General features: G+C 49.9%; 8 protein-coding genes. 5 read left to right on the top strand and 3 right to left on the bottom strand.

Features of this window, described 5'->3' with window-relative positions; genetic code table 11:
- Together Q397_RS0110145 and Q397_RS0110140 are read right to left on the bottom strand one after the other, a co-directional pair.
- The coding region (locus Q397_RS0110145) for a transposase (protein ID WP_028879328.1) at positions 1 to 264 on the bottom strand (264 nt) is incomplete at its 3' end.
- Between the two features lie 82 nt (positions 265 to 346).
- Positions 347 to 1264 carry a DMT family transporter gene (locus tag Q397_RS0110140; RefSeq protein WP_084149019.1) on the bottom strand — a complete coding sequence of 306 codons (918 nt, stop codon included), beginning with the start codon at positions 1262 to 1264 and terminating at the stop codon, positions 347 to 349.
- Between Q397_RS0110140 and Q397_RS0110135 the strand changes: the two genes are divergently transcribed.
- Positions 1241 to 2080 carry an NUDIX hydrolase gene (locus tag Q397_RS0110135; protein ID WP_028879326.1) on the top strand — a complete coding sequence of 280 codons (840 nt, stop codon included), beginning with the start codon at positions 1241 to 1243 and terminating at the stop codon, positions 2078 to 2080. The two genes, Q397_RS0110140 and Q397_RS0110135, sit on opposite strands and share 24 nt — an antisense overlap.
- Here Q397_RS0110135 and gluQRS read toward each other — a convergent pair.
- Positions 2077 to 2901 carry a tRNA glutamyl-Q(34) synthetase GluQRS gene (gene gluQRS, locus Q397_RS0110130; RefSeq protein WP_028879325.1) on the bottom strand — a complete coding sequence of 275 codons (825 nt, stop codon included), beginning with the start codon at positions 2899 to 2901 and terminating at the stop codon, positions 2077 to 2079. The genes Q397_RS0110135 and gluQRS overlap by 4 nt on opposite strands.
- 81 nt (positions 2902 to 2982) lie before the next feature.
- On the opposite strand from gluQRS, the gene Q397_RS0110125 reads away from it, so the two are divergent.
- The 4 genes from Q397_RS0110125 to Q397_RS24090 all read left to right on the top strand — a co-directional run bounded on the left by Q397_RS0110125 (position 2983) and on the right by Q397_RS24090 (position 6968).
- Entirely contained in the window at positions 2983 to 3543 is a 561-nt protein-coding gene (locus Q397_RS0110125) for an HNH endonuclease (RefSeq protein WP_028879324.1), read from the top strand.
- Positions 3544 to 3699: 156 nt separating this feature from the next.
- Positions 3700 to 4197: a hypothetical protein gene (locus Q397_RS24095; protein WP_051609903.1), complete on the top strand. Its 498-nt coding sequence runs from the start codon at positions 3700 to 3702 to the stop codon at positions 4195 to 4197.
- A 139-nt stretch (positions 4198 to 4336) separates the two neighbouring features.
- Entirely contained in the window at positions 4337 to 4951 is a 615-nt protein-coding gene (rpsD, locus tag Q397_RS0110115) for a 30S ribosomal protein S4 (protein WP_028879323.1), read from the top strand.
- 265 nt (positions 4952 to 5216) lie between these two features.
- Entirely contained in the window at positions 5217 to 6968 is a 1752-nt protein-coding gene (locus Q397_RS24090) for an ATP-binding protein (protein WP_169737988.1), read from the top strand.
- Positions 6969 to 6998 lie beyond the last annotated feature (30 nt).

Here is a 6998-nt window from a genome sequence, read left to right as displayed (position 1 = left end):
GGCCACATTGACCTCAATCTCGCGCACCAACTGACGCTCGGAGCGAATGCCAAAGAGATAACCGACCAGTAAAGCCTTAAACAACATAGTCGGATCAAGCGGAGGTCGACCATTATCGGCGCAATATAAAGGCGCCACTTTGTCGTGAATGAAACTGAAATCAATATGCGCATCAATTTTGCGCAAAAGATGGTTGGACGGAACCAGACTATCCAGACTGACCATCTCAAGTTCCGTTTGTTGAGGACCGCGTTTTTTAAGCATTCCTCATTGAATCACAAAGGCCTCGCCAAGGCGAGACCTTTGTCAGCAATCTGAGCGTCCCAGTATTTTAGGACGCTTTTTTTTAGGCGCGTTTGCGTAAGCTTGCGAGGGAATGGAGAGCAAGGGTGCCGACCACGATGGCCCCACCGATCAGTGCATTGTCTGACGGGACTTCTTGCAGGATAAACCAGACCCAGATCGGGCCAATGATGGTTTCCAGCAACATCAACAGGCTGACTTCGGGCGACGGGATGCGTTTGGCACCTGCCCCGATCAAGACAAAAGCAAGGGCGTTTAAGCCGCCCATGGCAATCAAAGTGATGGTGGATTGTGTCTGTAGCGCAAGGCTGGGGGCGAAATAAAGCGCAGGAATTGTGCTGAAAAAGCCACCCCATGCAAAAACAGTTGGCAGGTTGATGCCTTTTTCGCTGCGAATCAGGGTCATGTTGCCAGCGGTGACAAACGCACAGGTCAGGGCAATCAGTTTACCCAGCATGTCATCACCACTTAAGTCATCTATAAAGACAATGACGATCCCGCAGATGGCAAATGCCATGGCAACCCATGTTCGCAGTGCGATACGCTCTTTCAAAAAGATCATACTGAAAAAGGCGGCGAACAAAGACATGGTGGATAAAATGACCAAGGTATTGGCAACGGTGGTGTGCTTGATCGCCATCACAAAGGTCAGCGTGCCGATCGCGGCTAATCCGGTGGAGCACCATTCTTTTATGCTGCTGGGCGGAAATTTTTTAAAGACGGATTTTTTATGAAGAATGATCTGCCAGATCAGCAGACCAAGACCGATAAACAAGCCGCGCCAAAAGACGGTGGACCATTCGCTGGTCCCGGCAAGACGGACAAGCAGACCGTCTGGCGTCAGGGTAAGGGCGCCAAGGGTGGCAAAGATCAGACCTTGAATATGGTCAGGACGTTGGTGCATGTTAGGGGGCCAAATATAACTGAGGTAAAAATCATGGGCTTCATAGATCATATTCATGCCTGTAACAATCACGATCTGACCAAGTTTGTGCCTTTTTGTGCACCGGACAACACGCACATCGGCTGGATTGCCAAAATCAATCTGGAAGCACTGCAGGCTTACGTTGATGTGTTTTCGTTGACGCAAGAAAAAGTGACGTTGAAGCCGCAAACGGACTTAAGTGTGGCGATGAGGGCGGTTACCCTAGATATGCGCGAGAAAGGGTATTTCGAACATTGGCGCGATGAGCCCTATAAAGTTGCCCCGCGTTTTTTAGATACCCCCTTGTTTGTGTTGGAACGTGCCGCAACCCCGTTTTTTGGCATACGGGCGTTTGGGGTGCACATTAATGGCTATGTCCGCACGGCGGACGGCTTGAAACTGTGGATTGGTAAACGGGCGCAGGATCGCGCCATTTGTCCCGGCATGTTTGATAATATGGTCGCAGGCGGTCAGCCCGCTGATCTGGGTTTGATGGAAAATCTGATCAAGGAATGTGGGGAAGAAGCAAATATCCCCGAAGACTTGGCCCGTAAAGCGCAGAGTGTGGGGACCATCAGTTATATTATGGAAACGGATGGCGGCTTAAAGCCGGATGTCATGTTCTGTTATGATCTGGAATTGCCTGCGGATTTTATCCCCGTCAACACCGATGGGGAAACCGAGGAATTCTCCCTCTGGCCTGTAGCAGAGGTCGCGGCCCATATTAAAGAGGGCGGCAATTTCAAGTTCAATTGCAATCTGGTGATTATTGACTTTTTGATCCGTCATGGGCTGATCAATCCCGATAGTGAACCGGACTATGAAGACCTTGTGCGGGGGCTGAGGCGTTAAAGGTAGGTCTTGATCAACTCGTCTGCGCTGAGCCCCTGTTCGCGCAAGGATCGCAAGGTTAGGGACTTGTCGCGTTTAGCATAGCGCTTACCGTCTTTGCCAACCAGCAGGCCGTGATGGTGATAGGCGGGGGTGTCCAAGTTCAGCAAGGCTTGTAGGAGCCTGTGTACGTGGCTCGCCTGAAACAGGTCTTCCCCACGGGTGACAAGGGTGACACCTTGCAGGTGGTCGTCAAGGGTGACGGACAAGTGATAGCTGGTTGGGGTATCCTTGCGTGCAAGGACCACATCGCCAAAAATCTCGGGTGTTGCCTGTTGTTTGCCTTTTTCCGCATCCTGCCAGTATAGCGGGCCAGCTTGTGCCAGGGCTTTGGTCATGTCCAGCCGCAAGGCATAGGGGATGCCAGATGCGATCTTGTCGGCACGTTCCGTGACGCTGAGGTGGCGGCAGGTGCCGGGGTATAGTTGCCCGTCCGGTCCGTGGGGGGCACCGCCTGCGCGTTCAATCTCGTTTTGAATATCCTTACGGGTGCAGAAACAGGGATAGAGCAGCCCTTGATCCTGTAGGGTATCAACCGCCTGTTGGTACTCATCAAGATGCCGGGATTGGATACGTACAGGCATTTCCCAGTTTAGGCCCAGCCAGCATAAATCTTCATAGATGGCGTCGATATATTCCGGGCGGCAACGGCCTTGGTCGATATCTTCAATGCGCAGCAAAAACCGGCGCCCGTGTTCTGCAGCAAACAGAGCGCTATAGGCGTGACCGAGATGCAAATATCCGGTCGGACTGGGGGCAAAACGGGTGATATGGTCTGTCATGGCAATCTTTATAGGGGCTGTAACTTCTTTGTCATAGGGATTTGTTAGGCTATACTAACGCAACGACAGGAGTTTACCCACATGCTGGCTGGCCATGCACATTATCCTGCCCTTGTCCTCAATGCGGACTATCGCCCGTTGAGTTACTATCCCCTGTCGCTCTGGTCCTGGCAAGATGCCATTCGTAACGTCTTTATCGGACGGGTGCAGGTGGTGTCGGAATATGAGCAGGTTGCCCATTCTCCCAGCTTTGAAATGAGACTGCCAAGCGTTATTGCGCTTAAAGAATATGCCAAACCAGCCCCGCGCGCGGCCTTTACACGCTTTAACTTGTTTTTACGCGACATGTTTTCCTGCCAGTATTGCGGTATCCAGCTTCCCGCAACGGATTTGACGTTTGATCATGTGATCCCGCGTTGCCGCGGCGGGCGGACGAATTGGGAAAATATCGTAACTGCATGCAGGCCGTGTAATACCCAAAAAGGACACCTGAGCCTGAAAGCGGCAAGGATGCATCTGTCCACACCCCCTTATATGCCGAGTGCGTTCGAGCTACAGGAATGCGGCCGTTTCTTCCCGCCCAACCATCTGCACGAAAGTTGGCGGGATTTTCTCTATTGGGATACGGAACTGGAAGATTAGAGCGGCTGCACGGATGGCCGTTTGGAAGGTGGCAAAGCCGTAAGCGGCGGTGCCGCCTTTTTTTATGATCTTTATTTTTCAGCTTTTATCTATGACGCAGTCCTGACGGGAAGGGGGCTGAGTCTGGGCTATTGTTACTTTAAAAGGAGACCGACTATGTGGGTTCAAATTATTATGATGGTGATCCAGATGGCTGTTTCAATGAAACAGGCAGCGGATCAGAAAAAGGCGGCGCAGAAGGCTGCACAGCAACAAGCAGATCGGCAGGCCAAGGCCCAATGGGATGACTATGAGCGCAAAGAGAAAGTGCGCAAGGATCAGTTGAACAAGGCTGTTGCACAAAGACGTGCGAGGATGGGGGCGCAAGGGCTGTCGTCGGCGGATGGGTCTGCAGGGGCGATCATGCAAGGGTTGCGCACGGATGCGGCAGAAGCTAGCCATGAGGATTTTACGACACGTCGCGATAGCTTAAACCAAAGTATGTCGGATATTCAAAGCAACCTCCTGGAACAGTCGGATGCACAAAATCGAAAACTCTATCAACAGGCAGGGTCCAGTCTTGGGGGGATTGCTGGCGGCCTGATTGGTGGTGATACAACCTCCATGCAGATGGGGCAGCAAATGGGTGGTAGCGCTGGTGGTCTTATGGGCTAGGAGATTCCTTTTGACAAAGGCGCGGAAATTCATATAATCCGCGCCTTACATATTCCCGAGAATGTTGATCTGTATGGATCACGTTGCCGTTGGCAACCTATCGGGACAAGAAAAATGGTTTAAAATAAGGATTTAACCAATGTCAAAGCGTATTAACGCAAAATACAAAATTGACCGTCGCTTGGGTGTAAACCTGTGGGGTCGCGCTAAATCTCCGATCAACCGTCGCGATTCTCGCCCGGGTCAACATGGTCAGCGTCGTCGTAAAGTATCTGATTACGGCATGCAGCTCATGGGTAAGCAGAAGCTGAAAGGCTACTATGCGAACGTGAGCGAGAAGCAATTCCACCGTTATTACAAAGAAGCCGTTCGTCGTGTTGGCGATACTGGCGAGAACCTGATCGGTCTGTTGGAAACACGTCTTGACGCCGTTGTTTACCGCATGAAATTTGTACCGACAATGTTTGCTGCACGTCAGTTCGTAAGCCACGGCCACGTTCTGGTAAACGGCAAGCGTGTGAACATTTCTTCTTACCTTGTTAAAGAAGGTGACACTGTCGAAGTTCGCGCGAAATCTCGCGAAATCCCGATGGTTCTGGAAGCGGTTGCCTCTGGTGAGCGCGACGTTCCTGAATACCTCGACGTAGACCACAAGAAAATGACTGGCACGTTCGTCCGCGTACCGAAGCTGGAAGACGTACCGTACCCGGTTCAAATGGAACCGAACTTGGTTATCGAATATTACTCTCGTTAATTTTTACGAGACGAAACCAACGAAAGACACCCGGCCATTTGGTCGGGTGTCTTTTTTTTGCGTTCTGGCCATAGTTGTGATCACGATTTCGTATCTACTTGAGTTTTCAGCCGATTTTTGAAAAGGCCGTAAATTATAGGTTTAATAGGGTTGAGTTTTGTCCTATTCTATATAGAAGAATATACCTGTTCTAAGTTTTGAGCTTTGGGAAACTATGATGAATTTGATTGTTCAGAATAGTCGGCTGATTAAGAGAATGACCCTTGTGTTGTCTGCTCTCATCGTGTTGCTTCTCGGGTTTTACATTGTGCATCTGGAACGGAAGTTTGACGATGTCTCGCAGGTGCTACGTGAGCGCCTTGAGGTGGTCGAGGATGTACAAAGTAGTTTGGCTAAATTGAATGCGGATATCGGCTATGGCGGATTTATTCATAATTTCAAAAATTATGTGCTGCGCCGTGATGACGTTTACAGACAGAATCTTCTCAAAAATTATGAGAACGCCCTCACCGATCTCTCTATCTTGAGAAAACAGCTGTCCGCCCCGATAGAGCTGCAGGCGTTGGATGCCATTGAAGCGGTGTTGGGCAGCTATAAAGAGAAGCTTACGGATCTTCCCCGTGTGCGGACTTTGAGCCGCCTTTCCAAAGATGATGCGCAGGTCAAAGTGGACGATGCCCCGGCATTGGAAGCATTTAACATCCTTTATCAAAGTGTAGCGTCCCATACAGTGAGGGTGTTAACGGAGGTCAGGGCCAAAGAAGACGGAATATCCATTTATATTAAGCTCGGGTACTTGATGGTGCTTTTGGTCATCGTTATGACCCTCTTTACTTTGATTCTTGTGGATCAGGTTACTTCCAGATATCGCGATGCACAGCGCGCGAGCGAAGTGAAATCAGAGTTTCTGTCGGCGATGAGCCATGAGATTAGAACACCCTTGAATGGTATTCTTGGTCTAGTGCAATTATTGGACATTAATAAATTTACAAAGGAAGAACGTTATCACCTGACGCTGATCCAGTCTTCGGGGCAACTGTTGTTAAGCATGCTCAATAATGTGCTTGATCTTACAAAGATTGAAGCCGGTCAGGTGGAGTTGGAGGTTGTCCCTGTCGATGTGTATTACACCCTGAGCATGACCACGGATTTTTATAATAACCTGGGGAGTGAAAAGGGTGTTTTGGTTAATTACCACAGCACGCTGGAGGCGGGTAGTTACTGGATGTGTGACCCGACCAAGCTCCGTCAGATTGTTTCCAACCTTCTCAGCAATGCGATCAAGTTTACCCATGAAGGTCAAGTTGACGTCAATGTCTTTGAACTCGCGAAAAAAGGTGATGATGAGGAGGGGGTAAGCCGGATTTGCATTGAAGTGTCGGATACAGGGATCGGCATGACGGTTGAAGCTTTGGCGCAAGTTTTTGAAAAATTTAAACAGGCAGATAGTTCGACGACCCGTCATTATGGCGGCTCCGGTCTGGGGCTTTCCATCGTTAAGGAAATTAGTACGTTGATGGGCGGTGATATACAGGCAGACAGCCGATGGGGCAAAGGGTCCGTCTTTCGGGTGATGCTGCCCTTGAAACGTGCCCAATTGCAGGACCTGGAGGTCGAGGAAATCTCAGGGACAAATGGGATTTTGCCGTTGGAGGGCCTGCGAGTATTGATTGCAGAGGATAATATCGTCAACAGTGCGGTTGCGAAAGGCTTTGTTGAAAATTTGGGGATGAAGGTAACCATTGCCCATGACGGGGTCGAGGCCTTGCAATTGTTTGACAAGGTTCAGCCTGATTTGATTTTGATGGATGTAAATATGCCGAATATGGATGGGTTGGAAGCAACTTATAATATACGGCAAAAGGAAGACGGTAAAAATGTGCCGATTCTGGGGCTGACGGCAGATGCGTTTGCGCATACGAAGCAAAGATGTTTGGAAGCCGGGATGAACGGCGTTGTGCACAAACCCTTCTCGTTCAATCTCTTGAAAAAGCATATCTACGATCACATGCGTTGAACCTACTTCGAAAGAAAAGGGGGGAGGATT

It is taken from the genome of Terasakiella pusilla DSM 6293 (assembly GCF_000688235.1).
Classification (GTDB): Bacteria; Pseudomonadota; Alphaproteobacteria; order Rhodospirillales; family Terasakiellaceae; genus Terasakiella; species Terasakiella pusilla.
This window is presented reverse-complemented; position numbering and strand designations above follow the sequence as displayed.